This is a genomic window from Pseudomonas sp. MWU12-2345, from assembly GCF_023242385.1.
Classification (GTDB): Bacteria; Pseudomonadota; Gammaproteobacteria; order Pseudomonadales; family Pseudomonadaceae; genus Aquipseudomonas; species Aquipseudomonas gingeri_D.
Genome location: NZ_JALLJA010000004.1, coordinates 182,880 through 208,968 on the forward strand (window position 1 = coordinate 182,880; position 26,089 = coordinate 208,968).

General features: G+C 56.9%; 34 protein-coding genes. 10 read left to right on the top strand and 24 right to left on the bottom strand.

The window, feature by feature from the left end; translation table 11 throughout:
- Positions 1-476: 476 nt before the first annotated feature.
- From M5C71_RS11060 to M5C71_RS11075, 4 genes are all read left to right on the top strand, one after another.
- Positions 477-809, top strand: coding sequence for a type II toxin-antitoxin system HigB family toxin (locus M5C71_RS11060; RefSeq protein WP_177099848.1), 333 nt, complete (start codon positions 477-479; stop codon positions 807-809).
- Positions 806-1,477, top strand: a complete 672-nt coding sequence (locus M5C71_RS11065; protein WP_248767816.1) for a transcriptional regulator — start codon at positions 806-808, stop codon at positions 1,475-1,477. The genes M5C71_RS11060 and M5C71_RS11065 overlap by 4 nt, the downstream gene beginning before the upstream one ends.
- A gap of 341 nt (positions 1,478-1,818) precedes the next feature.
- Positions 1,819-2,109: a hypothetical protein gene (locus M5C71_RS11070; protein ID WP_177099850.1), complete on the top strand. Its 291-nt coding sequence runs from the start codon at positions 1,819-1,821 to the stop codon at positions 2,107-2,109.
- Positions 2,110-2,124: 15 nt separating this feature from the next.
- Positions 2,125-2,328 carry a hypothetical protein gene (locus M5C71_RS11075; RefSeq protein ID WP_177099851.1) on the top strand — a complete coding sequence of 68 codons (204 nt, stop codon included), beginning with the start codon at positions 2,125-2,127 and terminating at the stop codon, positions 2,326-2,328.
- A 301-nt stretch (positions 2,329-2,629) separates the two neighbouring features.
- Here the strand turns inward: M5C71_RS11075 and M5C71_RS11080 are convergent, their stop codons facing one another.
- Together M5C71_RS11080 and M5C71_RS11085 are read right to left on the bottom strand one after the other, a co-directional pair.
- The gene (locus M5C71_RS11080) at positions 2,630-2,986 is read right to left on the bottom strand and encodes a type II toxin-antitoxin system RelE/ParE family toxin (RefSeq protein ID WP_248767817.1); all 357 of its coding nucleotides are present in this window, start codon (positions 2,984-2,986) and stop codon (positions 2,630-2,632) included.
- 2 nt (positions 2,987-2,988) lie between these two features.
- Positions 2,989-3,279, bottom strand: a complete 291-nt coding sequence (locus M5C71_RS11085; RefSeq protein ID WP_248767818.1) for a type II toxin-antitoxin system ParD family antitoxin — start codon at positions 3,277-3,279, stop codon at positions 2,989-2,991.
- A 110-nt stretch (positions 3,280-3,389) separates the two neighbouring features.
- Here M5C71_RS11085 and M5C71_RS11090 point away from each other — a divergent pair, with 110 nt between their 5' ends.
- On the top strand, positions 3,390-3,800 hold the full coding sequence (locus tag M5C71_RS11090) for a DUF3742 family protein (RefSeq protein WP_248767819.1): 411 nt from the start codon (positions 3,390-3,392) through the stop codon (positions 3,798-3,800).
- A gap of 43 nt (positions 3,801-3,843) precedes the next feature.
- Here M5C71_RS11090 and M5C71_RS11095 read toward each other — a convergent pair whose 3' ends face one another.
- Genes M5C71_RS11095 through M5C71_RS11115 form a run of 5 tightly spaced genes read right to left on the bottom strand, consistent with a single transcriptional unit; the run spans position 3,844 to position 8,500 of the window.
- Positions 3,844-5,376, bottom strand: coding sequence for a conjugal transfer protein TraG N-terminal domain-containing protein (locus M5C71_RS11095; protein ID WP_248767820.1), 1,533 nt, complete (start codon positions 5,374-5,376; stop codon positions 3,844-3,846).
- Positions 5,373-5,744, bottom strand: a complete 372-nt coding sequence (locus M5C71_RS11100) for a hypothetical protein (protein ID WP_248767821.1) — start codon at positions 5,742-5,744, stop codon at positions 5,373-5,375. Before M5C71_RS11100 ends, M5C71_RS11095 begins: the two co-directional genes overlap by 4 nt.
- Before the next feature lie 13 nt (positions 5,745-5,757).
- Positions 5,758-7,116 carry an integrating conjugative element protein gene (locus M5C71_RS11105; protein ID WP_248767822.1) on the bottom strand — a complete coding sequence of 453 codons (1,359 nt, stop codon included), beginning with the start codon at positions 7,114-7,116 and terminating at the stop codon, positions 5,758-5,760.
- Between the two features lie 20 nt (positions 7,117-7,136).
- Complete coding sequence (locus M5C71_RS11110) at positions 7,137-8,072, bottom strand: TIGR03756 family integrating conjugative element protein (RefSeq protein ID WP_248767823.1); 936 nt, start codon at positions 8,070-8,072, stop codon at positions 7,137-7,139.
- Complete coding sequence (locus M5C71_RS11115) at positions 8,069-8,500, bottom strand: TIGR03757 family integrating conjugative element protein (RefSeq protein WP_248767824.1); 432 nt, start codon at positions 8,498-8,500, stop codon at positions 8,069-8,071. Before M5C71_RS11115 ends, M5C71_RS11110 begins: the two co-directional genes overlap by 4 nt.
- Before the next feature lie 372 nt (positions 8,501-8,872).
- Between M5C71_RS11115 and M5C71_RS11120 the strand changes: the two genes are divergently transcribed.
- The 5 genes from M5C71_RS11120 to M5C71_RS11140 all read left to right on the top strand — a co-directional run bounded on the left by M5C71_RS11120 (position 8,873) and on the right by M5C71_RS11140 (position 11,608).
- Positions 8,873-9,208, top strand: a complete 336-nt coding sequence (locus M5C71_RS11120; protein ID WP_248767825.1) for a hypothetical protein — start codon at positions 8,873-8,875, stop codon at positions 9,206-9,208.
- The gene (locus M5C71_RS11125; RefSeq protein WP_248767826.1) at positions 9,198-9,416 is read left to right on the top strand and encodes a hypothetical protein; all 219 of its coding nucleotides are present in this window, start codon (positions 9,198-9,200) and stop codon (positions 9,414-9,416) included. The genes M5C71_RS11120 and M5C71_RS11125 overlap by 11 nt, the downstream gene beginning before the upstream one ends.
- A gap of 157 nt (positions 9,417-9,573) precedes the next feature.
- Complete coding sequence (locus tag M5C71_RS11130) at positions 9,574-9,861, top strand: hypothetical protein (protein WP_248767827.1); 288 nt, start codon at positions 9,574-9,576, stop codon at positions 9,859-9,861.
- Positions 9,862-10,183: 322 nt separating this feature from the next.
- Complete coding sequence (locus M5C71_RS11135; RefSeq protein WP_248767828.1) at positions 10,184-10,741, top strand: hypothetical protein; 558 nt, start codon at positions 10,184-10,186, stop codon at positions 10,739-10,741.
- Positions 10,742-10,828: 87 nt separating this feature from the next.
- Positions 10,829-11,608 carry a hypothetical protein gene (locus tag M5C71_RS11140; protein WP_248767829.1) on the top strand — a complete coding sequence of 260 codons (780 nt, stop codon included), beginning with the start codon at positions 10,829-10,831 and terminating at the stop codon, positions 11,606-11,608.
- A 25-nt stretch (positions 11,609-11,633) separates the two neighbouring features.
- On the opposite strand, the gene M5C71_RS11145 is transcribed toward M5C71_RS11140, so the two are convergent.
- The 17 genes from M5C71_RS11145 to M5C71_RS11225 form a co-directional block, all read right to left on the bottom strand.
- Positions 11,634-12,338, bottom strand: coding sequence for a DsbA family protein (locus M5C71_RS11145; protein WP_248767830.1), 705 nt, complete (start codon positions 12,336-12,338; stop codon positions 11,634-11,636).
- Positions 12,335-12,631 carry a hypothetical protein gene (locus M5C71_RS11150; protein WP_248767831.1) on the bottom strand — a complete coding sequence of 99 codons (297 nt, stop codon included), beginning with the start codon at positions 12,629-12,631 and terminating at the stop codon, positions 12,335-12,337. The genes M5C71_RS11145 and M5C71_RS11150 overlap by 4 nt, the downstream gene beginning before the upstream one ends.
- Positions 12,628-15,630, bottom strand: coding sequence for a conjugative transfer ATPase (locus M5C71_RS11155; RefSeq protein WP_248767832.1), 3,003 nt, complete (start codon positions 15,628-15,630; stop codon positions 12,628-12,630). Before M5C71_RS11155 ends, M5C71_RS11150 begins: the two co-directional genes overlap by 4 nt.
- Positions 15,631-16,026, bottom strand: coding sequence for a TIGR03751 family conjugal transfer lipoprotein (locus M5C71_RS11160; RefSeq protein WP_248767833.1), 396 nt, complete (start codon positions 16,024-16,026; stop codon positions 15,631-15,633). It abuts the gene before it with no gap.
- Between the two features lie 25 nt (positions 16,027-16,051).
- Positions 16,052-17,545 carry a TIGR03752 family integrating conjugative element protein gene (locus tag M5C71_RS11165; RefSeq protein ID WP_248767834.1) on the bottom strand — a complete coding sequence of 498 codons (1,494 nt, stop codon included), beginning with the start codon at positions 17,543-17,545 and terminating at the stop codon, positions 16,052-16,054.
- Positions 17,535-18,434: a TIGR03749 family integrating conjugative element protein gene (locus M5C71_RS11170; RefSeq protein ID WP_248767932.1), complete on the bottom strand. Its 900-nt coding sequence runs from the start codon at positions 18,432-18,434 to the stop codon at positions 17,535-17,537. The genes M5C71_RS11165 and M5C71_RS11170 overlap by 11 nt, the downstream gene beginning before the upstream one ends.
- A 2-nt stretch (positions 18,435-18,436) precedes the next feature.
- A complete protein-coding gene (locus M5C71_RS11175) occupies positions 18,437-19,090 on the bottom strand; it encodes a PFL_4703 family integrating conjugative element protein (RefSeq protein ID WP_248767835.1) in 654 nt (217 codons plus the stop codon).
- Positions 19,087-19,467 carry a TIGR03750 family conjugal transfer protein gene (locus M5C71_RS11180; RefSeq protein ID WP_248767836.1) on the bottom strand — a complete coding sequence of 127 codons (381 nt, stop codon included), beginning with the start codon at positions 19,465-19,467 and terminating at the stop codon, positions 19,087-19,089. Before M5C71_RS11180 ends, M5C71_RS11175 begins: the two co-directional genes overlap by 4 nt.
- A 12-nt stretch (positions 19,468-19,479) precedes the next feature.
- The gene (locus M5C71_RS11185) at positions 19,480-19,818 is read right to left on the bottom strand and encodes a TIGR03745 family integrating conjugative element membrane protein (protein ID WP_177099885.1); all 339 of its coding nucleotides are present in this window, start codon (positions 19,816-19,818) and stop codon (positions 19,480-19,482) included.
- Positions 19,819-19,836: 18 nt separating this feature from the next.
- Complete coding sequence (locus tag M5C71_RS11190; RefSeq protein ID WP_248767837.1) at positions 19,837-20,076, bottom strand: TIGR03758 family integrating conjugative element protein; 240 nt, start codon at positions 20,074-20,076, stop codon at positions 19,837-19,839.
- Positions 20,073-20,375 carry an RAQPRD family integrative conjugative element protein gene (locus M5C71_RS11195; protein WP_218179635.1) on the bottom strand — a complete coding sequence of 101 codons (303 nt, stop codon included), beginning with the start codon at positions 20,373-20,375 and terminating at the stop codon, positions 20,073-20,075. Before M5C71_RS11195 ends, M5C71_RS11190 begins: the two co-directional genes overlap by 4 nt.
- Before the next feature lie 167 nt (positions 20,376-20,542).
- Positions 20,543-20,854, bottom strand: coding sequence for a hypothetical protein (locus M5C71_RS11200; protein ID WP_017124248.1), 312 nt, complete (start codon positions 20,852-20,854; stop codon positions 20,543-20,545).
- Positions 20,855-20,929: 75 nt separating this feature from the next.
- On the bottom strand, positions 20,930-22,396 hold the full coding sequence (locus M5C71_RS11205) for a UvrD-helicase domain-containing protein (RefSeq protein WP_248767838.1): 1,467 nt from the start codon (positions 22,394-22,396) through the stop codon (positions 20,930-20,932).
- A gap of 9 nt (positions 22,397-22,405) precedes the next feature.
- Entirely contained in the window at positions 22,406-23,161 is a 756-nt protein-coding gene (locus tag M5C71_RS11210; RefSeq protein ID WP_248767839.1) for a TIGR03747 family integrating conjugative element membrane protein, read from the bottom strand.
- A gap of 12 nt (positions 23,162-23,173) precedes the next feature.
- Entirely contained in the window at positions 23,174-23,539 is a 366-nt protein-coding gene (locus M5C71_RS11215; protein WP_248767840.1) for a hypothetical protein, read from the bottom strand.
- 57 nt (positions 23,540-23,596) lie between these two features.
- Positions 23,597-25,828: a type IV conjugative transfer system coupling protein TraD gene (gene traD / locus M5C71_RS11220; RefSeq protein ID WP_248767841.1), complete on the bottom strand. Its 2,232-nt coding sequence runs from the start codon at positions 25,826-25,828 to the stop codon at positions 23,597-23,599.
- 12 nt (positions 25,829-25,840) lie between these two features.
- Complete coding sequence (locus tag M5C71_RS11225; protein WP_177099907.1) at positions 25,841-26,080, bottom strand: hypothetical protein; 240 nt, start codon at positions 26,078-26,080, stop codon at positions 25,841-25,843.
- Positions 26,081-26,089: the final 9 nt, after the last annotated feature.

The following is a 26,089-nucleotide window of genomic DNA, read 5'->3' on the forward strand; positions in this document are numbered from 1 at the left end:
CACGAAAGATTCATGGGGCGGGCTTTTCCTCTATCTGGTGGGTTTTGCTCAATGGGAAAGCATTATCAGCGTCGAATAGTATTTATGGTGGCTGAATGATATCTATAGGCGCGACGGTCGGAACTGTGTGGATAACGACTTTCCGTGAGCACCAGGTGGGGCTTGCCGGATACCCTTGTCAGGAGGCCTCTACCTGACTCTCTCCAGATCTAGCACGATTCCCGTGTAATCCTGACAGAGAGGCCGCATGACCACCCGCCGCGCTACTTTGCTCCGCCCTGGGCAATTCAAACACCTGATCCAACGTTGCATCCGTTACTGTCAACCGTTTACCTCCAGCTCCACGAAGAGCGGAGACGCTACTGACAGCTGGTCCGGTTCGCAGAGCCGTTCAAGGCTCCACTGCGGGACTGACGGTGTGTGGTTGTCAAAAAAGACAACTGGCGTATAATTGGCTCTAAAGGTTAGGAATGCCCATGGACGTATTAATCAAGCAGAAGTTTGAGGATGCTGCCGATCGATACCCCAACGATCGCAGCGGGTTGGAGCGCTGTCTCAGACTGCTGTTAGCAGCGGCACCCGAGAGTTACAACGAACTGCAGGGTATTTTTGGGAGGAATATCGACCTATTTAAACACCGCGCTGCCGAGGGATGGGTAGCGATTGATATTGGCGGGAACAATCTCAGGCTCATAGCAGGCGTCAACTACCAACGGCAAAAGCTCTACGTGAAGCATATCTACACCCATGCTGACTACGACACCGCTACCGCGTGGTACGCCAGTAACAAAAGAGGAACAAAACCATGACCACTGTTCTTGAAAATTCGCAGAGCGTGCGCGCCGCGCTCGAAAATCTTCAAATGCTTCTGGAGCAGCTGCGCGGTCAATTCGTGAACGGCATCGAGGGGCCAGAGGATTACGCTCGCGCCACTGTGTTGCTTGATGAACTGACCGACGGACATGAGCTCAACAAGTATGAGGAGCGTATCCTTATCGAGCTTGAAGACGCGATTCTGGTTTACGAACAGAAAGGCGAACAGCTCAAAGCGTTTAACGCTGCGATCAAGGCCACCATCACACCGGTGCAACTGCTCAGGGACTTGATGGAGACACTAGAACTGACCGGCTCGGATCTGCCCGAAATTGGTGACAAATTCGCGGTGTCCAAGGTTCTCAATGGCGGTAGGTCGATCAGCCCTAGAATGGCTTTCGCTCTGGCTGAACGCTTCCATATGGACCCAAAAGCATTCGTTTCGGATACGCCTATGCTTTCCGGGAAACCTCGGCTACAGGTCCACTTCACGCCCGGTAAATTGGAACGCAAGCGTAAAGCCGAGCTGCTTTCCAAGAGGTTCGGAAGGCCGACGTCCGGAGAGTTCGTATGTGTTGGCGATCTTCACCCGATGCGTGATAACCAGAAGTTGGTTGCATCGTCGAGGAAGGCCCCGGCCAAGCCGCGGCCAGCCAAGAGCTGATACGGTTACCACGTCGCGCACATAGGTCGACCACCTCATGAATCCAATCTGGTATGTCCTTTGTGTAGCCTTTGGCGTCGGTGTTGGGGTTGCACCCGACTCAATACTGCCTGTTAGCTCACTTACCTGCTATGTGCTTGCTGGTGGCGTAATGCTCGCCTTGTTCCTAGTGATCAAGGCACTTCAGCCGCAGCCGAGAACAGGCCCCGGCATCCGACACCGGATTGGCAATCGCCGCCGATAGGAAAATCAGCTATACCATCAGCCCGCGCCTGGCGGGCTTTGGCAGGAGGAGAGGCGCGCTTTTCGCAGCCCCATATCGAGCAGGAAAATATTGAGTAATGATCAAGCTATCTCTTGAGCTGAAGCGCACTGAGGCGAGCGGCCCGGTATACCGGCCGCACACAGATCTGGTCGATAAGGTTTCTGGCGAGAGCTTTGAAGCCGTAAAGGCTAAGTGTGAGGTTGACGGTTGGTCGATCCATTCCTGGTCGGTATCCGAGCAGCTCCCTTTCGACGAGGGTTATGCCGCTGCTGCGGCCGGCAACGATACCAATCCCTACGCTGAGCACTTCTGGAAGCACAACGAATGGTGGCTGGGGTGGGACAGCCACCAGGAATCCAACAGTTAAGGGAAATCACAGCTGATGAAACATAAAAGCACGCCTACAGATTGGAACAAAATTATGGTTCAGGTCGATGGGATGGAGGTGACTGGTTCATATCGTGTTGATGCGACAGACTGGATGACGGTCAGAATGGATGGAGGCGGGTCAACGTCTGCGCGCGGCGGCCGTGACGCTGAAGGTGTAGCTCGCATGATCCTGCACGAATTGGCTCGCAAAAACTGAGCGCCGACACCGTTACAGAAAAAAAGAACCGGTAACGCCCAAGCCCAGCACCGCAGGGCTGCATTGGTAGAGTGCTCATTGCCCAAAAACGTATGGCAGGGAACAGTCGGTGGGCGCTCTACCAATGCAGCTCCACAACATAGAACTGCCCATGAAGCAACGATGGTTTAAAGGGAAAAAGGAGTACCGCTCATGAGAGTCAACACCTTTTGCTTCAAGCCCTTTCAGGTAGGGCTTTTACCCTTGTGGACCATTCCATTCGCTTTTCGAGAACCCTTTCCCTTTTGGACCATTTGCCCCATCAGTCCTCGGGAAGATGCAGCCTGGCCTCCATTGCGTCATGTAGCAGCCGAACAACCTCAATGACCTGGTCGTCGGCCAATCGGAAGAACATGACGTGCCGAGGCCTTTGCACCATGCCATTTGATGTGGCTGCGCGCTTGCGGGAGTGGCACAGATGAAAGCTTCTCAGGCCGGGAGTGATCTCGTCACGCAGACTGCTACCGATCCTATTCGGCACGGTAGCCAGGTCCTCGATCGCTGTGCGGATGAGCTCCCCGTACCTGAGCCGAGCCGTTGTGCCGAACTGCACCTGCGAATGCCTCAGAATATCGGTGATGTCCGCTAAAGCGGTGTCGGTGATTCGGTACTGCACCATGCTCAGTGTTTCTCGGCGACGGAGAGGGAGGCGGCTTCGCCAATGTCTGCCAGCAGCCTGCCCAGGCCTTCACCATCTACCTCTACAAATCGACCCTGCTCCAGATCCATCAGTCCGATCGAGGTGGCATGTCTCAGGGCTTCTACTTTGGCGGCTTCTTCCGCTTCGCGCTGCTCCAGGAGACGGAGGCCTTCGCGCAGTACCTCACTGGCGTTCTGGTAACGACCAGAGAGCACCAGGTCGTTGACGACCTGTTCCAGGTGGTCGGTTAGGACGACATTTCGAGTAGCCATGGTGTGCTCCAGTGGGGGGGAGGAAGGGACGCTTTTCGATGTTGGCATATTATGCCAGCAGGCTTGCAAGTTCGCCAAATCCGGCGTATATCTGATATCAGGACGCCTCTATGAAAAAGGGCAAAGGAGACATCACCATGACCGTACAGAGCTCTCAGGGACTTGCAAGCCGCTTGGGCTATGGCCTTGGCCGAGGTGTGCGGTTTTTCCTGGCGGATGAAAACGTGGTGCTCCGTTGGACGAAGAGACTGGTGCTTTTTGCTGCAATCCTATTTTTTTCGACAGTACTCTTTCACTGGCTTGCTGGCGCGATCATGACGATGGTGAGCTTTGGGCTTATTCTGTGGGCGGCTGTGAAAGGAGATGCATCTGTTCTTCGCAGTTCATCTGACTCTGAGTGTTGGGGGGGCCAAGATCATAACGAGAGCCTTCATCAAGATCACCAAGAACAGGCAATGTGGCGAGATGGACCTGAAGGTTGGGGATATTACAGAGTCGATGATGTGCGTCTTGATTTCTGACTATTGATACAAAACAAAAAGGAGGACAAAGTCCTCCTTTTTATTAGCTCTTTCCGCCGACCGAACCAATAGCTTGTTTTCCAATGGAACCGCCAGTAGCTCCGGCTTTTTCCACTGGTTGTGAACCACGCGATAGCCCATCAAGAACACCACCTGCTTGAAATCCGGCCCATGCTAGGGCTGTCATCCAGAAGAGGGGTAAAATGATGAACATTGCTCCCATGACGAAATTGAGAATTGCGTCCTGTGTAGCTGTGTTCAATCCCATTACCGGATCGAAACTAAGGTGCGGTGAGCCTGAGCCGTAGAGTGCGTCCAGGATCGTGCTGTCGACCCACCGGGCGAGTTGAAACCAGAAATCGACGAATATAAGTGAGAAGAAGACGACACTCATCGTCATGGCTATCTTCAATTGATATGCACCGATGATCAGGACTATCGGGATGCAAATCACCATTGCCATTTTCAAGAAGGCCATAATCATTGGCAGTGCTTGGCGAACCATATCCATTGCTGGGAAATAGCCTAATGCTCCCAGCGCAACGCCTAACGTTCCCCCTGCACGAGCAGCACCATTCCAAACGGTCCCTCCGATCTGTCCGCCATAATCGGTGTAGACGTCGCCTTGGACCTGACTGGTGGGGGACACCAGTTGCCGAATGACTGCCTCGTTGACCTGATCAGACGACAGCCACTTTGCCCACCCCAGCAATTTTGTCATCAGGTCTGGATCTACCTGGGCCTGCAGTCGATCTTTCAAGCCAATGCTTCCGTCGGACCACCATTGCTTGCAGGTCGGATATCCGCCGCCGCCCGTGACCTCGGGTAGTCCTGCATCCCGGGTTGCGTTGTAGGGCCATGAGGTTCGTGGTGTCTTGGAGTAGTCGGTGTCGTAGTAGCCCGCCGTGTTGAGGAAGAAGTGCGAGCCGATCCAGCTCAGATCCTGCAGCGTATCGGACTTGCTGGCGGCAGATCCGAGATCCGGTTGTCGCATGAACAACCGTGCCCTGGAGGGGCCGTAGCAGTCATGGGTGAAATCCGCGACCTCCTGGGCAAGCAGGGGATTATTGATGCGAGAGCTGTCGACCTCCATGCGCATCTGCCTCAGGTCGGTCCCGCAGGGAATCGCAGCGACGGCACCGTTGGTGAATGCCTTGGACAGCGCATGCATGAAAGCCCACCAGACTGGCATTTGCGCGCTCTTGCCGGCCAGCGAGCTGAATGACGTGTTCCATCCTGTGTCTGTCGGCGCCGGTAGGTTGTACTGACATTGCTGTGCCCGGGTTTGATCAAATTGCAGCGTGTCGAAGCTCACATTCACAGCAGGAACTCCGCATAGGGCAACGACCAGGTATCCGACATAAATGCTGGTCTCGATCCTGGCCAGAGAGAGCACGCCCTTGTTGCCTTCGTCTGCCCCTTCACCGCGGACCTTGAGCCATTCTCGTATCACGATGATTGCGAAGGGCAGGGCGAACAGTCCCGTGTCCTGGATCATGTCCCAGATGCCGTTGTTGATGATCCAGCCGACCAGGGTCAGGTAGTACTCAAGGTAATCATTGGTATACAGGGTCACAGCCCACCCCCAGGCTGAAGCAGTACTTTGCTCAGTTCAATCAGCAATACCAGCAGAACCACCAGGATCTCTACCCTCAAGAAACGCACGTGGAGCTCGGACTCGGGTAGGCGAGCCTTGAGTTTGAGCCAGGCCACTGTCAGCGCGGTATAGAGCACCAGGCGCCAGGCCAGAAGGTACCAGTAATGGTTCGAGCGCCATTCTTGCCACTGCTGCAGGTTGTCGAAGAGTTGAAGAAACACAGCATTCAGCAGAACGACCAGGAGTGTCATGGCCACCAAGACGGCCAGACTGATCAAAATGCCGCGGCCGAGCCGACGGGGGAGCGAGTGCGCCGGGGCAATGACAGAATCCTGAATATCGGTCATGGTCAATGCCTCACTACCGGCTCTTGGCCGGTGACTGCAACTGGTTCAAACGGTCCGTCTCCGGATCTCCCTGGAACACCCCACGCGAATTCTCGGCGCGTGCCTTGCCGCGTTCGATGATGGTCATCGGAGAGTTCTTCGCGAGCTGCTGCCGCATGTCCAGCTCGATCTTCAGATTGCCGATTTCCTGCTGCAGCGATGAGCTCTGCTGGTTGACTGCCTGGAGCGCAAGGTCATTGGCCGCAACATTGGGCTCTTTGCTGCCCGCCAGCAGCGTGCGCTGAAGAACCAGCGCCTTCTCCAAGACGTCGGAGAGTGCGACCTCTGACGCGAGCCGGCGGGCTAGGACGTCCTGATCACGTTCATCTTTCAAAGCGGCAACAACGCCGCGGGTGATCGGCAGGGAGTCGCTGCTCGCGGCGTTAAGATTCTCAACCGAGATGGCCTTGTTACCTGTCAGCAGATCCTGCAGCGCTTTCAACTTGGTGTCATAGGTTTCCTGGATAAGTGGCGTGAGACCCACGCCGGCGGAGGTGACGGTTTTAGGGCAACTGTCACAGGTCTGTTGTTGCTGCTCGCCCAGGACACGATTGGCGAAGGTGCTGGCTTCCTGGGGAGAGGACCAGACATTGCACACCAGGCCGTTGTTGCAGGTGTCCTGGCTGATCGAGGATGTGTCGCTGGCCGCGCGTTTGTTCAGCAGGTTGTAACCCGCCTTTGTAACGTCTCCAACAATACGGATCGGCTGCTGGCCAGAGCCCCCAGCTCGATCACCACCCACCCACGTGACACCATCGTTGCCGCCTGTCTTTTCGACTTGCTCAACGGTGGATACAGCATCGGTATTCGTCGTCAGAGCCTGGCTCATTGCCTGGCCTTCGGCGATTTTCCCCCAGCCCATTTGACCGCCAGCGATGTCCGCCATCTTCTCGCCGATTGCTCGGCAGGTACCTTTGGAGCGGTCAAAGTCGAGTCGAGCCTGCAGAATGCCGTTGGTGATCAGGTTGTAGAGCGCGGGGTTTGCCCGCTGGAGAATCAGTGCCGGCAGAGAGGCTACGGCGCCGGTGGCGTTCGAAAGCACCGAGGTCATGATGTTCTGGAATCCGGACGTGGCTCCGTTCAATTGGTTTTCCAGAGTGTTGCTCAAGTTCATGTTTCCGCAGACCAGGTTGTTGTTCCAACCTCCGCCGACCGAAATGCTGTCCATGTTGCCGGCGCTGCCCATTGTCACTGCGTTACCGCCGCCAATGCTGTAAAGCACGTCGTCACCGATGACACTGCCCGAGGATGACGCGTTGATGGGATCAGCTGCGAAAGCTGCTGCACAGGCGAGACTACAGACGAGTCCGATCGCCCAGGGAGTGAGTTTCATGTCGTGCTCCGATCGAGAGTTCATAGGAAGTCCGTGCTGCCGAGAAAGGTCTGCCCACGCCGCTCACAGCAGGAGTACGGGCGCCAGAGTGCCCAGGCATACCCGCCGTCCTGGGAGTCGATGTTGGGGGTGATACTTGGAAAAGTAGCGCAGGTGGGGTTGAGGGTCGGGGTCAGTTCTTGCCATTTGCCAGTTAAGGCATTGCCTTCAAGCAGTGGTCCTGCCGGCCAGTAACCTGGCATTGGGAGGGCGAGCATTGGCAGGTAGACGTGGACCTGGCCGATCCGAGTCGTGATATCGCCGGCGCGCTGTGCGATGACTGCGCCGGTCTTGTAGTCGTCGACCTGGTGGAGGAAGCCACTACGAGGGTAGAGATTGCCCCAGTTACTTGCTGTGAGGAGGCTGCTGACTTCACGCATGCCTGGAATGAGTGCTTCGGGGTATACGGACTCGGGTACTCCGTATCGCCAGGCAATGGGGTCAAGGGTGCTGAGGAAGTAGGGCACGAGCGGTAAGGTCGCCCCCTTGCAGACATAGCCTGAGGCGCTGGCGAACTGGCTGAATGTGGCTCCGCCCGGGTGGCCGATGACATCGGCCTCTTTGAACTTCGTGATGTTGTTTTCAGCAACGTGGTTGGTGGTGCCGTCGTTGCCGGCCTGGGCCATCGGGTTCGGCGAGCCAAGAGGGGACATCTCGATCCAGGGGTTCATTCCTGTGTTCGAGTAGGCGGACACCACGGCATCAGGAACGTAGTGGCGGACTTTCGTCGAGGTTTTGACCGTGCATCCAAAAGGGGTGCAGAGCAACCAGTAACAGATGCCGACGACCTGGTACTCAAGGCAGGTGGGGGAGAGTGTCGATGCGACGATAGCGGCTGTGTTGATCGCCGCAGATGCAGTAAAGGACAGGCTGAAGGTGATGGCCAGCGATAGCGGCCGGAGCAGATGGCGTTTCATCGTTGCATGCTCCGTGCTCGATCAATCAGCCCCACTGCTTTTGCCACATCCGGCTCGCCGTACACGACGTAGCTACGGTCGACCACAACGGCTGGGATTTTCTTGATTCCCAGACTCCAAGCATCGGTTACACCTTGCTGGGCACTGGCAAGATCTTTCTGGAGCTGCTTCCCCGCCGGGGTGGCCAGATAGCGTTGAATGGATGTCGCCGCCTGGTGCGGATCTACGGGGAGCTCGTGTGAGAGTTGCTCCTCGAGGCGTCGTTGTTCATCCACGAGGATAATGCGGGTTCCCGTGGGAGCTGTGACCGGATGTCCTCGATCTGTGATTACCCAGGTCTCAGCCTGTGCAATAGCTGATATGAGCATCAGGGCGAGAGGCAGAAGCCTGCGCCTTGAGTTGCGTTGTAGATATAGATGCCGGGTCATGGCGCCGTACCTGAAATGGGTTCAGGTGCAGGAAACCGGATAGGGGCATTGGGCGCAGCAAAAAATAGGTGTTTGGTTGAGGTTGTATTTTGGCTTGTGGCCTCAGGCATAGCTTGAATATCTTAGCTTCTTCACAAGCAGGGGGTGCTCAATGCTGGCTTTACGCTTTGCAACATTACTTGACTTGGACGGTTGGCCCATTGACTTGAAAGGGGATCCAAAAATACAGCAAGCGCTCAAATTCTATGTTCGAGGCCAAACTGCTTACGGCGAATGGTTCAAAAGGCAGGGAGAAAAGGATCGACCGCCACGTGGTTCATGTGCCAAATTCTTTGATAGTCAAAAGAATCCCCGTTGAAAGGACTCTCCACCATGCCGCTGATCCAAATTGAGCAGGACAATCCCGAGGTAGTGAGTCGGGCACGAGTGACCATCACCGCTGTGGAAACCGCGCCCAGCGAGTCGGAGGCGAGCTTTAAATATGCCGTTGCCCAGGGCTGGATTGATGCGCTGTCAACGGAAGGGCTGATTAGCCATGACCTGAGTTTGACGCTGGGGGGGAGCTGGAAGCGAAGCGCCGCAGTTGGACACGGCCCGAGCGCGGGCAGGGTGGGGACTACGTATAACGACCAGAAAGGCCTCCATCATGGCCGTTGTAGTTACAATCGGCCTTCATTCACCGCAAGGAGCGTTACCCATGAGCTTTGAAGGCATTGTGCAGATCCAGAACGAAGACAGCCCGACTGACGTCAACAAGAAGTTGAACGAGGGCTGGGAGTTGTTGGCCGTCAACCCGTCGACCGTGGGCTTGATTTACACCATCGGGCGCCGCGCGCCTGAAGCGGTCAAGCCGAAGAGCCAGTTGCCGGAAGGCGGTGGCTTTCAGCGCGAAGTGGCCCCGCCGCCGCGTTTCTAATAACGCCACTTATGTGAAAGAGGCCCCCACACTTGAGCCCGGTGTGGGGGCCTTTTTGTTTGCCCCCGGAAACCACAGCCCCCTACACTGGACTACCAACACCCGGCACGTTGGTTTGATGCAGTGCTGGTCATTTCAAAGAAAAGGAGATCCACCCATGGCGCAGGATTTTATCGACGACGACGCCCCTGACCTGGCCGCTGGCGCCGATACCTTGGGCGCTCACCTGGGCACATACCTGGCCTTTTCCGGTCACTACAGCGACCTCCTGGGCGAACTGGTGAACACGCTGTGCCGCCGCATTGGCGAAGCGGACGCGCGGGCGCCCATGGAGCTCTGGCGATTGCTCCAAGGCCTGCACTTCGGTGGCGCGCTGGCGACTGAAAGCCTGGAGAAGATTGGGGATCAGCTCTCGGACCTGTGGCCGCAGTGGCGCAGCCTATGAGCGGCCGTGACCCTAACGGAGTCTGGCACCGGCTGACAGAAGGGCTGGATACTGGGGCAGCCACTGGCCCTGGACGGCCTGCTCGTGTGCTGTGTGGTCTGCCTGGCCGCCCAGCTCGCCGAGGCGATGTCGGGCGCGTCGACGTCTGCGTGAATACCCGCGCGTTTTCCAAGTACCCCTGGCCGGATCTGCGCGTGATCCTGGCCGACTTGCCGGCATGAGAGCGCGCGCCAAGATCGAGGTCTACATAATCGACCTGGTGTTTTTTTCCGCCAGATCGAAGTTCAGTTCGATGCAATAGCAAAAAGGCGGGGGTGTACGTATGGACGCAGTTGCTGTTTTCACTAGACAGGTCTTCAGTAGATCAAGCGATCACAAACGCGCCATGCGTCTTCTTGAGAATGCAAACATTCCTAGTCAGATGATCGCCATTCTGCGTCAAGAGCTGGACTCGATGATTCGCGTTGTCTACCTGCTTAATCAAGAGCCTTCAAGGCGAATGGCTTTGATTGAAGCATCGGTGAAAGGGACGCAATGGAGGCACATCAGCGGCCGTGGGCGTGTCACAGATCATGAGATGGTTGATCTTGCACAACAACTGCAAGGTTGGACAGGTTCCGTATACAAATTTGGGTGTGCGTTCATCCACCTATCAAATCTGCACGATTACAACGACCGTGACCCCATGCGACAGATCTCTGTCGAGGACCGTGAATCCATTCTTGTACACTGCCGTCATTATCATGGTGGCCCAGCACACTCCGATTTTCCGCATTTGCTGCCATACTTGCCGAGGGTGTTAGAAAAAATCTCAGGAAACCTTGAGTGCTACTTGGAGCAATTGCAGGCAGGAGGACATATCCACGCTGCTGATATATAGGGAAACACCATGCCTCGTTGCTCGGGGTTTGGGTGGTACCAGAATGTGGCTATCGCTTCAGCGAAAACTAATGGGGAGTCATTGAATATGCCTGTTCCTGAGTCAGGGATCAGTTGGGTGATTTGGTTACCAATCGCAGGTGTGATTTGCGGTAGTATTATGCAGTTCATCTTTAACCTGCTGGGAGAACATGGAAAACGTAGGGAGCAGCTTCGTACGGAGTCGTATGTTGCGTATTTAGCGGCTGTATCGAATTCTGCTCTGTGTAAATCAGAGGAGTCTCGACAAAAGATTTTAGCCGATGCAGCCTATGCGAAAACCAGGATCGTGATCTACGGCACGGTCGACGTCATTAAAGCCTTAAAAAATTTTGAGCAGGCTGGATCGACTGCATCGACTCTGGAGGGCAGAAAGCGCCTCATGGATATAGTGATTGGTATGCGCGGTGATAAAAAAATAAGTCGAGATGACATCAGTTGTCTGTTGCTCGGCATTCAGGGCGCAGAAGATTCGATATTGAATGGAAACGGTAAGGGAATCATAACGATGAATAAGGTCGATCTAGCTCGTGCTAAGTGGGTCGGTGCCAGTGATGCCGCCTCTGAACTTGGCAAAGTGATGCACCAGCTTGGCAGTGGATACGGTGACCCAGAAGCACGAATGCAAGACGAACACCGCCTGCAAACGACCCGGTATGATGCAGAACGACTCTTTCGTGAGTACGACGATCTTAGCCGACAACAAACAGACATGAAGATACTCATGCTTCAGGCGTCACAGAAGCGGGCAATGTGGGCTTCTTTTGCTGTTGCTGCAGTAGTTGGTGTCGCAACCATCATTGGTACCGTGGTAGTCCTGTTCAAGTAAGGAAAAGTGCCCCGGGAGGGCACATTCACTTTGAATGAGTAGACTCTACTGTAGAACCTCCGCTGCTATTTGCCAGCCAATCAATTGCCGACAACAGCGTAACTCCATCAGCCGGCCCTTCAAGCTTCACTGACTTGCCGGTTGTGTTGTCTCTGATTACCAAGCTTGGGGTCGCTTCTACACCGAGTGAGGCTGCTTCTCTGGTTTGCTGGTCAATGTGTAAGGCGACCTGCAGGTCATTGACCGAGCAGGACTCCAGTTCGCTGCTATCGATACCGGCGACGTCAAGATGGCCAGTGAATCCCTGGCCATTGCTACGTGTCCGTTCGAAGGTTTGATCCACGGCCTGCCAGAATGCACCTGATCCACCCAACTTACCGGCGCATTCGGCACGTCGTGCCTCGTGTACGGCGGCAGAACCGTGAAACCCCAGCGGCACGTTGTGCCACTGGAGGTTCACGTCCTTCTGCTGTAGCACCCATGATTTCAGGTTTGGGGTGTAGGTCTTGCAGTAGGGGCATTCCAGATCCGCGAATTCGGTGATCGTCCACCGCGCATTAGGTGTGCCGAGTACCCATGGTCCGATATGGTTCCGGGGTAGACTCTGATCTTGGATATGAGAAAGAAAGGTCATGGTTGCAGTGACAAAGCCTGAAAAGGCCAAGGTCGCAATGACAAGGCCAGAAAGAAGTGCTCCCAAGATCACCCAACGTTTGTTAGGACGCGTCATGCCGGCGTCCTGACGCATTTCGCTGGTAGCAACGCGTGTCTGCGCAAAGCTTCAATCAGCGAGGTCTCCGCCAGTTCGGGCTGGGGATGTTGTCTAAACCATTCGTCCAGGACGGTACGCAGCTGTGATTCGATATCACGTCGGTCTACAGCCCTCACCAATACCTGCTCCAACTGATCGATCAGTACAGGGGCACACACTTTAAGGGACTGCAGAGCGTCCTCCCCAGGCGTTTGAAGCAACTGGGTCAGGTTTTCAATCAAATTCTGAGTCAGGGTATTCAGTGTTCTCATGCCAGGCTCTCCAAGGCCATCTTTTGTTCCGGGAAGGTGATGATGTGGGGCTCGATACCGCGCAACCGGTCAAGATCGGCAGCGATCTTTATGGCGGCGCCCAACTCGTCGACACCCAGCTCCTGCATCACGTCATATCGTTGTTTTTTCTCTTCAGGTTCGGTCATTGCCAGAGCGAGGTACAGGCTCGGAGGAACTGCCCGGAACAGCACTTCCATCGACTTTGACAGGATCACGCCTTCGGTGTATTTGCCGCTCTCTTTGCGAGCCGACAACATCAGCGCTTTCTGAGAGGGCGAGAGTTCGCGGAACCTGGCGATTTTCTCCACTTCATCCGGAGGCATGTTCAGGCAGATCCACCACTCGATCATGTTCAGCATCGGCGCTGCGGCTGGCGGTAGGTCGTCGACGTTCTGCGTGGCCAGCCAGAACCACGCCCCGAGCTTTCGCCACATCTTTGTGATCTTCACAGCATAAGGGGCGAGTAGCGGGTTTTTGGTAATGATGTGCCCTTCGTCGGTGAGCATGACGATAGGGCGTCCTTTGAACTGATCCCGCTCGGCGATGTTGTTCACCGAGTTCAGCAGTGAGATGTAGCTGATCGACATTTGCGCGTTGTAACCCTCACGAGCATACGTGGCCAGGTCGACAATGGTGATATCCGCCTCTGGCCAGGGTGTGCCCGCGCGGTTAAATATCTCGCCATCTGACCCCATGCAGAACATGTCCATGGCCTCGGCCATTTCCAACATGCGATTCCGGCGTGCTTCAGGCATCCCCTCCGCCATACCGGCCGCCTGTAGTGCATCGCGAATGTCTTGGGTCAGAACCGTACGTCCAGAGGTCACACAGGTTTTCGCAGCTGCGAGGATGCAGTGGCGGATAGCGCTCCGATCCGCTCGGGTTAGACGAGCGTCTTCCTTTTCCTCACCACCGGTAATCATCAGCCGCGCTGCGATCTCTAGTTCACCCAAAATGTCGCGTTGATCATCGCTGTCATCTTGTTCCTGGCCGGTCGTATGAGCGTCCGAGGAGTCCACATCCTCGGCGTCGAGGATTTTGACCTGGTCAGGTGTTTCAACCAGGCGCGCAGCATCCGCGAAGGGGGCAAGGCTGACGCCCGAGCCGGGCGAGAGCTTGATGCGATTGACGGTCAGGCCCAGGCGCTGCGCGAAGTCACCGGTTAATCCGAAGCTGTTACCTGCCTCCACGATGATAAGACGTGGCCGATACACTGCGATCAGTTGGTTGACCAGGTTACTCAGACTTGCAGATTTGCCGGCACCGGTTGGACCGAACACAAACAAGTGCGCGTTCATTTGCCGATCGAGCTTGTTCAACGGGTCGAAGGTCAGAGGGGCGCCTCCGCGGTTGAAAAAGGTGAGTCCTGGATGTCCCGTTCCTGTCGATCGTCCCCATACCGGCGCCAGGTTGGCGATATGCTGGGCAAACATCAGCTGGGTATACCACTGAAGTGCTCGGCGTTCATTGGGGTCAAAATTCCCTGGAAGCCACCTGAGATATGAGTTCAAGGGAGCTACTTCATTGCTTGGGTCTACCGGCTCGATGCCGGCACCCAGTAAGGCGTTGCTGAGCTGCAGGCTCCGTTCTTGCAGTTGAGCGTGATCCTGGCCCCGGAGATAGAAGGCTACGCTGCCCCGGTACAGCTTGTGCTTTCGCCCAAGGAACTCTCGTGCGGTCTTCACGTCTTCGCGGGTCAGGCTCGATGCTTGAGTATCACCGACGGCCTTGCGCGCCAAATTTTCCAGATGGCTCTCCAGTGTGTCCTGGGGGGTGATGATCAGGGTGATACAGAGGATGGTGTCTTCCGGCATCTTGTCGAACAGCGCATTGAGTGCATCCCCACCCTTGCGGGTCTCGCCGGTGATGTGCCCGGTCTTGGGGGGCTCTCTCAATCGATCAAGCATGACTACCCGGTGTGGGAGACCGTCGAAGTACCAGAGCCCCGTGTCGGTGTCCGACAGTGGTTCGCGGTAGCACAGGTTTTGCGAGAAGTCTGTGCCGCTGGCCAGCGGCAGTTCGCCTTCCTCTGTCGCGGGGGCCTCTTTGCATACTGTCTCGTAGAACCGACGAATGTCTGCGTCTGAGGGGCCAAGATGGTCCGGACGAGGGTTGAACCAGTGGATAAGCCAATGGCGGATGGCATGACCATCCATGCGTTTGGTCCTGATGCCGGCGTTCGCCAGGCCGCCCACCAGGCGATCGCAAATGACTTTCAGGTAAGGACCAGGAGCCTGGCCGCGAACGTCTGCGTTATTGCCCTTTGTGCGTCGATAGACGACGAGTCGCACGCGGCGCTGCTGGCCTCTCCAGGGGAGCTGACTGACCTTTGTGTCTTCGAACAGACCACCAGGTTTGGAAATGGCCTCCAGGTGCTGTTTCATCAGCTTCAAGTAGAGCTCAGTAAATGCGCTGCCCCTGGCCCGTGGATGAATGTAGTTGTGCAATTGCTGCAGGTAATCGTCCCAACTGGTCTCGTCCTGGGCGTAGAGTTGCACGACCCACGGTGAGGTTTCCAGCTCATCGAATGAGTCCTGCAAGGCGTTCTCTAAGGCATCGCGGGCCTTGCGTAACCAGGCGGGATCTCGGCCTTCGGTCCCGATGGGCGTCAGCTCGAAGAATGCGGCGCGGGAAACGCCGTCCTCGAGGAGCATGGCCTTTTCTTCGGGTAAATAATCGACCCAGGGCAGCAGATCGACGAAGGAAGGGTCGACTTCATACATGCGCGTGACATCAGCTTTTGTCGCCGGCTTTTTTTTCGGATTCCGCCAATCATCCGGTGAAGGGATGCCTAGTGCTGAGAGACGCTCAAAGTAGCGCTCGGTTGCGGCTTCGAACGATTCTGTCGCCGGCGTCTCGTGATCGGCCTCTTGATTGGATGCGAATGGGATCTCATGGCTGCCGGTGTCACCCGGTTGAAGGCCAGGCTCTACTCGGTTTTGGCCCCGGTGTGCTTTGTAGCGTTCGAACAGCCCCATTCAGTATTCCTCCGTCCGTTCGCCTGGCATGGCGTACTGCACGCGTTGGTAAAGTGGAAACACGGTGGTGTATCCCGGTACGGGGGCAGGGTCTGAACCTGCGAGGTGGGGAAAGATGTACATCACCAGGTCTGGATTGGGCAGGCGCTTGAACTGGCTGTAGATCTCGTTCTGCGCCGTACGGGTGAATGTCGCGTTGTCGTCCATCGGACGTACCTGACTGGGCTCCAGCGGCCGGCGAAGCGACTGGCGGGCATCGAGCAACTGACGACTGCCGGCACTGCCTCCCGACCCGCTACTGCCTTGGTTCCAGACATCCATCATGTTGTTGTCCCCGTGAGGGAGCATTTCTTCCTTGCTGGTGGAGCACCCTGAAGTGGCCAAAACAAAGACCATGCAGGCGCAAACCCTCAGACAGCACTCAGTCGAGATTTTCAGAGGCATGGCTGGCTCCAGTGTTGTAGTTGACCTTGCGGCCCTTGAGTTCGTAGTCGATGGTCAGTTGCTGATCCAGATGCACCGCGACCTTTGCCCCGGGCTGGACGTACACGGCGGCGAAGGCTTGGCCATAGAGTTTGTTCACCCAGCTGGAGACGTCGTTGACACCCTGGCCAATGATCTTGCCCATGGCTTCACCGCCCGACAGCCCAACGGTCCCTACTGCGCCGGTTTGTGTGTTCGTGAACGAGCTGCCATTCGGGTCCGACTTGATCAGAGACGCGGCGCCGGCGCCGGCGGCGGTGATCAGGACTTGAGAGCCGATGTACTGGGTGGCGTTGCTTTTACGTTCACCGCTGATGCAGGGAATGCCATACGCATCGCTGATCCAGCCGAGGCCCCCCTGGATTGATTGCTGATTGCTGTTGTTCTGGTTGCCGCTCTGGCCGTTCTGGTTGCCATTGGTTTCTTCGGGCGGCGCCGGCAGCGTGCGGATGGTGCCGTCGTTGAAAACGAAGGTCAGGCTCCGGATCTGCCCGCGCACGCAAGAGAGTGTCCAGTCGCCAGAGGCGGTACCACTTGCCACGGCGCCGGCGACATCGGGCAGGTCGATGCCATTGGCTGTCAGGTTGTCCGGGCCGATCAGCACCTTGAATGGATACGGATCGTTGACGGTGCCATCAATCGGCACCCGGCCGATCAATGCAGACATGGCCACCGACCCCATCAAGGTTGAGTTCTGGGGCAGCGTGTAGACTTTGCGGACCTGCTTGCGGGCATCCTGAGGCGAGATCTCGTTCGCCACGTTCTGTGCCCCGGTGCTCAGTGCATTCTGACCACGGTCCAGGGTTGGGCCGAAGGATGTGGGGAAGTTGAATCCATTCGCAGTCTGATTCGACCCCGCAGGAATCGGTTTGCCGCTGACGTCGACCGGGGTTGCGTCCTGAGGTTCAATCCAGACGATGTCGAGACTGTGTGTTCCTTGAAAGCTTTGGCCATCACCTGGTTGTACCCCAAAACCGATGGGCAGGTCTGACCCTGGAGTACCTTCGGTGTTTTGCTTGTTGCTGAGTGCGTTGAGTTGCTTTTGCAACGTTTCCACGATGCTTTGGTTTTGTCGCTGCGACTCCTGTTTGAGCGACTCTCGTGCGCTATCCAGCTTGCTGTCCATGTTCTTGTCGATGTTTTGCAGGCGTCTTTGCAGCTCATCGTTTTGTTGTTTTAAATCATTATTGTTCGTGAGGGACTTGGCGACCTCAGCTTTGAGTTGCTTGCTCTCGGCAACAATTGTCCGCAGCGTGTCAGTTGGGGTGTCCCCGTCAACACCCAGCGTCTTGCCCTGGCCTTGGGTCAGCGGTGCTGGACCCACTGGACCTTCCTGTTTCGAGCTTCCGCCACTGAACATCTTGACCAGGATGATAATGGCGAGAATTGAGAATGGGATGACCAGGTACTTGAGAACCGGATTATTCTTCACGGCGCCCTCCTTTTGGGTCGATCTGTCCGACGGCCGATGGCAGCAACGACTCTGCTAACCCATGCCCACGGGTGACCAGGTAGACCGTCGTCGTATCACTTGCATCGCCCATTGCTCCCAGGTAAGGGTGTTGGAAGGTGGCGGTCACGAAGTTACCCATGAGATCTCTGGGGTCCATCGTCAGGTGCTGCGCACTGGTGTTGCGCAGTTTCACTGCCGTGACCCAGTAGCCGTCCAACCGCCATGCGCCCAAGGCTGTCGCTTCGACGGGCAGAGTGGGTAATAGGGTGGCGAGATCCAGGCGGTGATTGATGTTGACCTGGGATATACCCTCCACGGCTTCTACCGTGCGCAGTGGGGCGTACAGCATCTGGGCGGCATATCGAGTGATCACCACGGGTATTGGCGTCTCACGTCGAGCAGGTGGAGGATCCTCGCTCGTATCCTGCTCGCTGGCGGTAGGAGATAGGGCGGTGCGGTTGCTTGCAGCCTTGACCGGGGTGTTGCCTTGTCCATAACGGGTGGCTGGACTCTCGCCGGCGACGATCTTGGCCGGTTCCAGAACCGGTTGATTTGCGCCTCCCGCTGTCGCGGCGATATCGACCAGCATGATCTCGCCAGAGGTCATGTTCTGCAGTTGCAGGCGGGTGGGCTCGATCGGCTCCTTGGCAAGTAGATACACGGCTCCCCCGGTACTCTGCACCCGCAGTTTGTCGGCCAGGCTGCGCGGGATTCCCACGCGAACATTCTGATCGACGAAGACGATCCGTTCTTGGCCGACTATCAGTGGCACTGCGAGTGGGATGCGCTCCCAGCGCAGAATTTCCACTGCCTGCGCATATCCAGCCAGGCTGGCAATGAGGACGCCGGCAATCAGTAAGGCTCGCATAATCACTTGCGTCCCCCCTGAGTTGGTTCGGCGGAGGCTTCGATGCGTTGCGGGTTGCTGCTGTAGCAGTCCCAGGCCAGGCCGAATGGGTTCTTCTCGGGATCGATGTCCGACCGGATGATATGCAGCGGGTAACGTGCAACGGCACGCTTCACCAGCTCGCCGCCGTAATGCTCATCGGCGCTGATATCGAGGTTTATCGTCCAGTCGTTGAAACTGTTCTGCTTAATATGTTGCTCTTGCTTGTCGTCTATACCACGGCCAGGGATCTCAAAAACGCCGCGCTCGCGTTTGCGCAACTCACCACTGTTGCGGCGCAACTCGAAGTCCTTCTGCAGATAGGCCTTGCAACTAGGCGTCAGATAACCTGTCAGACGAGCGATGTTGTCCTCATAGTCAGTTTCACCATCCGTAGGCCAACGGTTCATCTGCTGAAAGATGTACAGCCCAAACGAGTACACCGACTCAGGCGGGATATCCCACCATTTACGGGTGCTACCCGATCGGAGATCAGGCGGGACGTGGATTGTCAGGTCGTGCGGTGCGCTCTGCCATCCGTAGGCCATCCACAAACCGAGCACGATCTGCAGGCCAATGACCAGGCGTAGGCTATAGATGTGAGCCTGTTGCGAATCCACTTTCTTGCGATAGCTCATGCACCCTCCGTGCGATGGCAGGTCCACGTGCCTGTGCGTGTGATGAGTCGGGAGGCATTCAAGGTTGGGAAGTGTCGGGCGATGTTCAGTTCGAACTGGCGATATACCCAGGTCTCTGGCCGACCGCGCTTGATGTTGCGTAGTAAGCGACTGGCAACGGTCAGCCCCAGGACACCGCCAATGAGAGCTCCAGCGATGATGAGTGCCCAAACATGGGTCAGGATCGCAATGGGAATACCAAGGATGAAACCGGCAATACCACTGAAGAATACGGTTGCCCACATTTCGTCGGCTGTGAGGCCACCCATCACCACTGGTTGGTTGTTGAGCCTGACAGGCAGGAAACTCAAAGTGCCGTCATCAAGTATGTCTGCCATATCCAGCTCCCGTTACAAGATGCTGGTGGCTTGGGTGACCAGGTAGATACCTATTCCCAATATCGCTACCCCGACGCAGGCGGTGGCCCCGAGGTCCCGCCACTTCTTCTTGCCGTCGTGGATCTCGTGATAAACACCGAATGCATGCCATGCGACACCGAGGAACATCACGCCTAGGATGGCCAAGCCGATCAGCATGAAGCCGTCAAAACCATAGTTCTGCATTGTTTGCATCAGGTTGCTGCCTTGGCCACGGGTGGGTGGCTGTGCTTGTGGCAGTGCAGCTAGGGCCAGTTGTGGGAGCGTGATCAACCCTGCAACGGCATAGAGAGTTTGTTTGAGTCGAGACATAGTTGAACTCCAATAGGGTTAGCTGAGTAGGAAAAAAGTGATGATCATGCAGAGCAGCAGGATGCGAACAACTGAGGCGGCGGCGATGGATTTATCAAGGTTGTTGGTTGCCCAGCCGCGGTAGCAGCTGTAGATCGCCCAGGCGCCCCAAAGAAACGTTACGGCCACGGCACATCCAACGAAGAACATATAGCTGGCAGACGCAGGGAATCCTCCAGCAGCCAGAAAGGCCGTGGTTTGGGCTCCGCTCATGCTCACGGTTTACGTCCTTGCTTCAGGGTGTAATCGCCAGAAATCTCGGCGGGGTCGCGTGGCTGGGCTCGACTCGGGGTCAAGTAGCCTTCCAGGCCGTGGCGGATGTGTTCGATGTCACCGGCGAAGCGCTGATAATCGAAGAAGTAGCGCTTTCCTGGTTCATCGGCGACTGCCGCGCTGCGGCGGGCGGTGTCCTCCAGCGCGTTCAACTGGCGGATCATCACTTCCAAGTTCGCCTGTTCGGATGCCGAGGCTGCCGACGCATGGGGGACGTGCAAGCCGCAGCCAAGCAGTGCGATCAGGCCTGTTCGGGCAAGGCGGTAAGTGAGTGCAGTGAGGGACTGATACGGGTTCACGGCTAGGCTCTGGTAATTCCTGTTACCAACAGCTTGCCGGGTTCAGCCAGGCGCTCGCCGCAAGAAATCCATAATCGGCTCGTTATGGATTTCTTCCGGCTCCGTCGAGTCCATCAATCGCTGGGGATTAGACGTTTGAAGAACAGCAGGTAGCCGGTGGGCAGAGCGATCCCATACGCCCACCCTTGTGCATTGTGGTTGCCGATCTTGATTTCCCCCTTGACCACTGGCTGGACGCTGACCAGCTCCCAGCCCTCGCGGCCCAGTCGGGCAAGACGCTCCTTGTGCTCCTGGTCTTGCAGAAAGGCCTGGATGTCTGGCTCGGTTGTCGGCTCTTCAGTTTTGAACAAAAGAAAGTTTTTGGTATTCACGCGGTAGAGAAGTGGGGCGAATTCAGAGTGGTATTCGAATGCCTGCTGGCTCATGTCAACAACCTCGATGTTCGGAGTCGACAGACTTTCAGCGCGGTGGGTGCGCGGGCAATCGAAAATAGGTGGTCGCTATGCGCGGGATTTCTGCGGAGTGGTACGAGCATCGACGTAGCTCTGCAGGATCGACAACACCATGGAGTTCAATGCCAAGATCTTCATTGCCCGGGTAACGGCCACATACAGCAAATTCAGTTCATCATCCCGACGGCCACGATCGAGATCTGGGGCGAGTGGATCAGCGGTGAAGTCGTCATAGAGGCTAACGAAGTCCCATTCGAGGCCCTTGGCCTTGTGCCCAGTGGTCAGCGTGACTGTGGCGTCCAGCTCGTTGCTCACAGAGCGGGAGCGCAGCGTCTGGATGCGTTCAGGCAAGTCGGGATAAGCCGCGATGATCTTGATCGATCGGAGCATCTCGCTGTCCTGGCTGACTTCCGCGATCTCTTCGTACTGGGCGAAGTCCCGGTAATCGCGCAACAGTTTCCGATTCTGGACTTCCTGATTGCTGCCTCGGCTGAAGAAGTACAGGTCCTCGAGGTCGCGTAGCGAGTAACTGTCGATTCCCCCGACCCAAAAGATTTTCGGCTGGCTGGTGACCAGCCGTAACGCGTTCTCGATCACACCAGTGACAGTGCGATGGATGAAGGTGCGGTGGGGGAGATCCTCCGGCAGGGCACGCTTGATCCGCGTGTTGGGGCCAAGGCCCTCCAGTTTCCGGGTTTCCCCCTTGTAAGAGAGGATGACGTTGGCCACGTGGGCAACCCCGGGGCCGAAGCGGAAGCTCTGGGTCAGGTAATGGCGTTCAGCACCGGCCATCCAGTCGCTGTTGAGCGCGTCCTCGGCGCCGCGGAAACGGTAGATCTGCTGATGAGGATCTCCAACCGTCACTTTGCGGATGCGTTGCGTTTTCACCAGGTCCGCAATCACTGGGTTTACGTCCTGCCCTTCGTCCAGGAGCACTGCCTGAAAGCGTTCACTCAGGTCTGGCCGGCTCAACTGGTATAGCTTTAGGTAGCCGTCGTGTGTGATCGAGACGCTGGTGTCCTGCAGGTCAATCATCCGGCTCCAGATTGACTGGGCAACGCCCAGAGCGCTGGTCAGAAAACGCTGCTGGGCACTGGTCAGCATTCGTTGCCCCTGGAATCGGGGGAAGTGTGCGCTGCTCAGTTCCATGTCTGCGCTGGCCATGAAGTTGTTCAGCGTGCTGAGCACGTCGCGAACCAGTTCCCAGTCCTGGCTGTTGATTGCCCGGGCAATATCGGTGAGGCGCAGGTTATTCGCCTGTTTGGCGGTGTATTGGCTGCCGTAGACCGCGTAGGCCAGGCCGTGGGCGGTCTTGCAGACGACGTTGCGTGGAAAACGCCCCTTGGCTGCGAGCTCGACGGATTTGTTGTAGCAGAGGTACAGCATTTTTACTGACGCATGGTGATTGGCGTAGCCCACCAGCGTGGTGGTTTTCCCGGTACCTGCAAATGCCTGGACCAGCAGCTTGTCGCTGTTCGAATGAATAATGGGATGCTGCTCTTGAGTCCACTGCATTTGCAACTCCTAAAGGTATTTCTTGAAGCTTGAAACAGTGATGTAGATGGACACGCCCAGGAGGACGGCGCACGGCAACAGGACCAGCAGTGGGCTGATGCTAACGGGGATGGCCAAGTAGATCGTCCACGGCACAATCGCCATCGGGATAATCGTTCCACGTGCTTTGTGATAGAGGTAGCTGGATTCTCGCCCTGAGCCGAATTTACGCAGGTCTCGCCTGACCAGCCCGTCTACCAGGCCGGTGAATGCTGCCATCAAAAACAGCGGGATTGTGAGCGTCAGGATCACCATGCGAACGCAGAAGGTCAGCACGGTATAAAGCGCTGCGAGGCCGTAGTCCTGGAACTTGATCATCGCCCAGCCGATCTCGTAGCGGAGGTTGAAGTAGCCCACCTTCTGCGCAGACGTGGTGCGGGCATACTGTGTCAGCGCATTGATGCTGTCCTGCAGGCCAGTTTTCACCATCAGCCAGTCATACACCCGCTGAGCCAGCCAGGTTGCGGTTCGGCCAGGCTCTTGGACGACGACGCTGTGCAGCAAGTCCTGGGACAGCCAGCTCAGTTCGTGCTCGAACATCTGCTGTGCATGCTGCCAGCCGGCATCTGGCCAGAACACGTAGAGGCATATCCATTCGACCAGGATCGCGCCCATCAAGGAGCCGAACATGACCCCGATGAACTGGAAGGGCAACGAGAACAACATGCCCAGGAGGGTTTTCTGACCTTCCTGCTGCTGCTGGGCTTTCTCGGCGATGTCGGCCATGGCTTTTCCTGCTTACTTCGAGGGTTTGTGCAACGGATCGGCGCCGATGAAAACTTCCTCGGGAGCCTCGGGCCACTCGCGGCGAATCACATCGAAATCCCCCCCGTTCCAAAGCCGCAGGAACTGCATGCCGTCATCATCGTCCAGGGCGAACTGGATAGCGGCCACCGCCGCGTCATTTGCCATGATCGAAAATCCCGGCTCCTGGAGAAAACTCAAATCAGGAGCAGTGCCTTTCTCGGCAATGACGGTGATCGATGCACGCTGGCCCGGCAGTTGCCCAACAGGCACAACGTGCAAACGCATTTCCACGCCCTTTGGCACCTTCCAGCCCAGCGCCTCGACTTGCTCCCGTAATGCGTCGCTCAAAATTGCCATATCGCTCCCCTGTTTGGTTCCATGGGCCGAAAGTGCCCTGTTTCTACGTCTGCTTGCTTATGCGGCTCGCTCGCCGTTGGCCATCTGCCGGAAGTCGTCCAGCAGGTCATCGGGTAACGACTCGTTCAGCGACTGAAACCCTGGCGCCTGCCACCAGTCGCTATTTGTTCCAGCTCCTTTGTTGCGCATGCCTTCGACCAAGGCCTGGAGGTCCTTGGGCATAACCTCGTCAGGGTCGTTCGCCGGCAACGGCATGCGGATCTTCCAAAGGTTGCCACCTTCCATGAGTGCAAAGCATTGCCCCTTGGGTAGCCCGACGATGTGCGCGGGTTCAAGCATCGGGACGCTGACGCTCTGGACCTGGTCGTGTGTATTTGAAGTGAATGCTGCCTTCCCGTTGATCGCGTCATTTGCGCTGCTTGCCAGCGTGCTGGTGAACACCTGAACTTTCGGCAACTGATTGGTCAGCAGCTCGGCGGTTGCGGTCTCGCGCACTCGCAACATGAACAAGTTGTTGAAGTTACCGATCACCTGGCCAGCTTTCGCGCGGCTGCCGATCTTCGCCTCGATGTCGCTCATGGTCTGGGTATACGCGGTGACCTGCATGCCGGCACCGCCGCCCTTGTTGATCATAGGAATGAATTCCTCGCCCATGAGCTCGTTGAACTCGTCTGCATGGACGTTGATCGCCACCTTGCCGCTTTTGGCCCCGGGCAGGCCGTCGTCGATACCGAATTTGTAGATGTGGCCAGCGACCGACACAAGGTCACTGAACATGGAGTTGCCCACGGCAGCGGCCACCTCGGTGTCGGAGAGAGCATCCAGGCCGATATAGACCACTGCGCGTTTGCGGATGACCTGCATCCAATCGAAGATCGGGCGCGGGTCATCCAGGTCCATGTAATCGGGAGAGAGCAGTTCCGCGATACGACCCGTGGTTAGCTTCTCCAAGAGCGGTAGCAGACTCGCGACGATCTTGTCGAAGTACGTCTTGTCGTACCGAACTGCTGAGCGCAGGCCTTCCATGACCGGGTCGGCGATGCGCTTTTGTGTGACGTACATGTCGATCGCAATCACGCGCAGCGGCCGATCTTTCATTGCGAAGCTGAGTTGCTTGCGATCAATCTTGCCCTCAAGCGCAACAATGGTTTCCCAGGCCTTGGGATCGTGCTCAGCAAAGTATTGCTGGGCGTATTCTTCGAACAACGCGTCGATATTGATTACGTGCTGGCGGATCTGCTCGTAGTCCGGCCGGCGACCGAGGGCCACCAAAGCGCGCGCGATGATGTTCACGAACCGCCAGGCGAATTCGCGGAAAGCTGCAGAGTTACCTTCGCCCGAGAGCTGACCCGCGATCCGTGTCGCAACCTCGGAAATGCGGCCGAAGCGACCGACGGCGTTGTAGCGCGCAGAGTGATCCGGCCATCCGAGGTGGAACACGTAGAACTCGTCCAGTCGGCCAGCGCGCTTGCACTCGATGTACATGCGTTTCAGGAGATCGGCATCGCCCTTGGGATCGAAGACAATCACCACCTCGCGGTCGAGGTTCATCTCTTCGTCTTGTTTTGTAATGCGCTGGCTTCTATGGACGAGCTGTACGCGACGTCCCATTTGAACGCGACGTCGGGATCTTCTACGAGTTCGCCTGATGTCCTGGGTAATGAACAGCTCGGCGAGACGGGTCTTACCCACCCGTGTTGTGCCCAGTACGAGGGAATGCCCGACACGCTCACCCAGAGGCAGGCTGACGTCTGCTTCGTAGGGTTCAATACCGTGCAGGCGGGGCAACCCGCCAACCGGCGGGAGCGGGCGGACAGGGTTCAGCGCAACATCCCAGGCGGTGGCCTTGGTCAGCAGCTTGAGTGGGAAGGGCGCGAACTCAAGCCGCTCTTCAATACGACGAGCCAACTGGTACAGATGCGTCGGTTCTACATACTCGGCGTATTTGGGCAGATATGTGTCCATCAATCGCTGGGTATGTTTCTGCGTCCAGCGGAAGCCCTTTCCGATGAACAGGCGCTCGTTGCTGACCGGTATGTCTTTGCTTGTCATCGTGTAGTGCGGCAGGCGACGGATGTTTCTTCTATAGCGCAGCACAAGCAGGGCCTGTCTCAGACGGACGTAGCCCAGCATCAGGAACCCCGCAGCGGCGATCGCCCCGAACAAAGGCGTCAGGGCGATTGCCCAGGGCGCAAAGACGCACAGTAGGGCCGCAGTAACACAGACCAGTACCGTGTAGAGCTCAACGGCAGGTCTAAGCAGCGCTTCGATGGTGAAGGTGCTGGCCATGGTTCTACATCCTTACGGTTGTCGAATTCGTTTAGGGAACTGGTTGGCCAGCTCCTGCCTGGCCTGTTCGGCCTCATGGGCTGGGAGCTTCTCGGCAAGCTTCAGACGGAGCGCGATGGCGTCCCCATGTTCAGTCGAAGTCACGCGGCCACCGTAGAGCCAGACCACATGAGCCACTTGCTCAAGGAGAAGTTGGCAGGCCCGGGGATCTTCAGGCTGCCGGATCACCATGGTGAGAGTCCGAGGTGGCATCAGGCGCTC

Excerpts from the sequence above, each read along its gene's own strand:
- M5C71_RS11060 (WP_177099848.1), top strand. The coding sequence starts at position 477 with ATGGACGTATTAATCAAGCAGAAGTTTGAGGATGCTGCCGATCGATAC.
- M5C71_RS11065 (WP_248767816.1), top strand. The coding sequence starts at position 806 with ATGACCACTGTTCTTGAAAATTCGCAGAGCGTGCGCGCCGCGCTCGAA.
- M5C71_RS11070 (WP_177099850.1), top strand. The coding sequence starts at position 1,819 with ATGATCAAGCTATCTCTTGAGCTGAAGCGCACTGAGGCGAGCGGCCCG.
- M5C71_RS11075 (WP_177099851.1), top strand. The coding sequence starts at position 2,125 with ATGAAACATAAAAGCACGCCTACAGATTGGAACAAAATTATGGTTCAG.
- M5C71_RS11080 (WP_248767817.1), bottom strand. The coding sequence starts at position 2,986 with ATGGTGCAGTACCGAATCACCGACACCGCTTTAGCGGACATCACCGAT.
- M5C71_RS11085 (WP_248767818.1), bottom strand. The coding sequence starts at position 3,279 with ATGGCTACTCGAAATGTCGTCCTAACCGACCACCTGGAACAGGTCGTC.
- M5C71_RS11090 (WP_248767819.1), top strand. The coding sequence starts at position 3,390 with ATGAAAAAGGGCAAAGGAGACATCACCATGACCGTACAGAGCTCTCAG.
- M5C71_RS11100 (WP_248767821.1), bottom strand. The coding sequence starts at position 5,744 with ATGACCGATATTCAGGATTCTGTCATTGCCCCGGCGCACTCGCTCCCC.
- M5C71_RS11105 (WP_248767822.1), bottom strand. The coding sequence starts at position 7,116 with ATGAAACTCACTCCCTGGGCGATCGGACTCGTCTGTAGTCTCGCCTGT.
- M5C71_RS11110 (WP_248767823.1), bottom strand. The coding sequence starts at position 8,072 with ATGAAACGCCATCTGCTCCGGCCGCTATCGCTGGCCATCACCTTCAGC.
- M5C71_RS11115 (WP_248767824.1), bottom strand. The coding sequence starts at position 8,500 with ATGACCCGGCATCTATATCTACAACGCAACTCAAGGCGCAGGCTTCTG.
- M5C71_RS11120 (WP_248767825.1), top strand. The coding sequence starts at position 8,873 with ATGCCGCTGATCCAAATTGAGCAGGACAATCCCGAGGTAGTGAGTCGG.
- M5C71_RS11125 (WP_248767826.1), top strand. The coding sequence starts at position 9,198 with ATGAGCTTTGAAGGCATTGTGCAGATCCAGAACGAAGACAGCCCGACT.
- M5C71_RS11130 (WP_248767827.1), top strand. The coding sequence starts at position 9,574 with ATGGCGCAGGATTTTATCGACGACGACGCCCCTGACCTGGCCGCTGGC.
- M5C71_RS11135 (WP_248767828.1), top strand. The coding sequence starts at position 10,184 with ATGGACGCAGTTGCTGTTTTCACTAGACAGGTCTTCAGTAGATCAAGC.
- M5C71_RS11140 (WP_248767829.1), top strand. The coding sequence starts at position 10,829 with ATGCCTGTTCCTGAGTCAGGGATCAGTTGGGTGATTTGGTTACCAATC.
- M5C71_RS11145 (WP_248767830.1), bottom strand. The coding sequence starts at position 12,338 with ATGACGCGTCCTAACAAACGTTGGGTGATCTTGGGAGCACTTCTTTCT.
- M5C71_RS11150 (WP_248767831.1), bottom strand. The coding sequence starts at position 12,631 with ATGAGAACACTGAATACCCTGACTCAGAATTTGATTGAAAACCTGACC.
- M5C71_RS11155 (WP_248767832.1), bottom strand. The coding sequence starts at position 15,630 with ATGGGGCTGTTCGAACGCTACAAAGCACACCGGGGCCAAAACCGAGTA.
- M5C71_RS11160 (WP_248767833.1), bottom strand. The coding sequence starts at position 16,026 with ATGGTCTTTGTTTTGGCCACTTCAGGGTGCTCCACCAGCAAGGAAGAA.
- M5C71_RS11170 (WP_248767932.1), bottom strand. The coding sequence starts at position 18,434 with ATGCGAGCCTTACTGATTGCCGGCGTCCTCATTGCCAGCCTGGCTGGA.
- M5C71_RS11175 (WP_248767835.1), bottom strand. The coding sequence starts at position 19,090 with ATGAGCTATCGCAAGAAAGTGGATTCGCAACAGGCTCACATCTATAGC.
- M5C71_RS11180 (WP_248767836.1), bottom strand. The coding sequence starts at position 19,467 with ATGGCAGACATACTTGATGACGGCACTTTGAGTTTCCTGCCTGTCAGG.
- M5C71_RS11185 (WP_177099885.1), bottom strand. The coding sequence starts at position 19,818 with ATGTCTCGACTCAAACAAACTCTCTATGCCGTTGCAGGGTTGATCACG.
- M5C71_RS11200 (WP_017124248.1), bottom strand. The coding sequence starts at position 20,854 with ATGAGCCAGCAGGCATTCGAATACCACTCTGAATTCGCCCCACTTCTC.
- M5C71_RS11205 (WP_248767838.1), bottom strand. The coding sequence starts at position 22,396 with ATGCAGTGGACTCAAGAGCAGCATCCCATTATTCATTCGAACAGCGAC.
- M5C71_RS11210 (WP_248767839.1), bottom strand. The coding sequence starts at position 23,161 with ATGGCCGACATCGCCGAGAAAGCCCAGCAGCAGCAGGAAGGTCAGAAA.
- M5C71_RS11215 (WP_248767840.1), bottom strand. The coding sequence starts at position 23,539 with ATGGCAATTTTGAGCGACGCATTACGGGAGCAAGTCGAGGCGCTGGGC.
- traD (WP_248767841.1), bottom strand. The coding sequence starts at position 25,828 with ATGGCCAGCACCTTCACCATCGAAGCGCTGCTTAGACCTGCCGTTGAG.
- M5C71_RS11225 (WP_177099907.1), bottom strand. The coding sequence starts at position 26,080 with ATGCCACCTCGGACTCTCACCATGGTGATCCGGCAGCCTGAAGATCCC.